Genomic DNA, 583 nt, shown 5'->3' with positions numbered 1-583 from the left:
TTCTCTCGCTCACCTTAGGATTCTCTCCTCGCCTACCTGTGTCGGTTTGCGGTACGGGCACCTTTCATCTCGCTAGAGGCTTTTCTTGGCAGTGTGGAATCAGGAACTTCGGTACTATATTTCCCTGGCCGTCACAGCTCAGCCTTCACGGGAAACGGATTTGCCTATTTCCCAGCCTAACTGCTTGGACGCGCTATTCCAGCAGCGCGCTTACCCTATCCTCCTGCGTCCCCCCATTGCTCAAATGATGAAGAGGTGGTACAGGAATATCAACCTGTTGTCCATCGCCTACGCCTTTCGGCCTCGGCTTAGGTCCCGACTAACCCTGAGAGGACGAGCCTTCCTCAGGAAACCTTAGGCATACGGTGGATGGGATTCTCACCCATCTTTCGCTACTCATACCGGCATTCTCACTTCTAAGCGCTCCACCAGTCCTTACGGTCTGGCTTCAACGCCCTTAGAACGCTCTCCTACCGCGGACATCGCAAGATGTCCACCCACAGCTTCGGTGATACGTTTAGCCCCGGTACATTTTCGGCGCAGAGTCACTCGACCAGTGAGCTATTACGCACTCTTTAAATGG

At 53.9% G+C, this 583-nt stretch carries 1 rRNA gene; it reads right to left on the bottom strand.

Annotated features, from left to right (window positions below):
• Positions 1-583 (bottom strand): 23S ribosomal RNA (locus tag WQ57_RS22515); the annotation flags it as partial.

The organism is Mesobacillus campisalis (assembly GCF_000986785.1).
Lineage (GTDB): Bacteria > Bacillota > Bacilli > Bacillales > Cytobacillaceae > Mesobacillus_B > Mesobacillus_B campisalis.
This window is presented reverse-complemented; position numbering and strand designations above follow the sequence as displayed.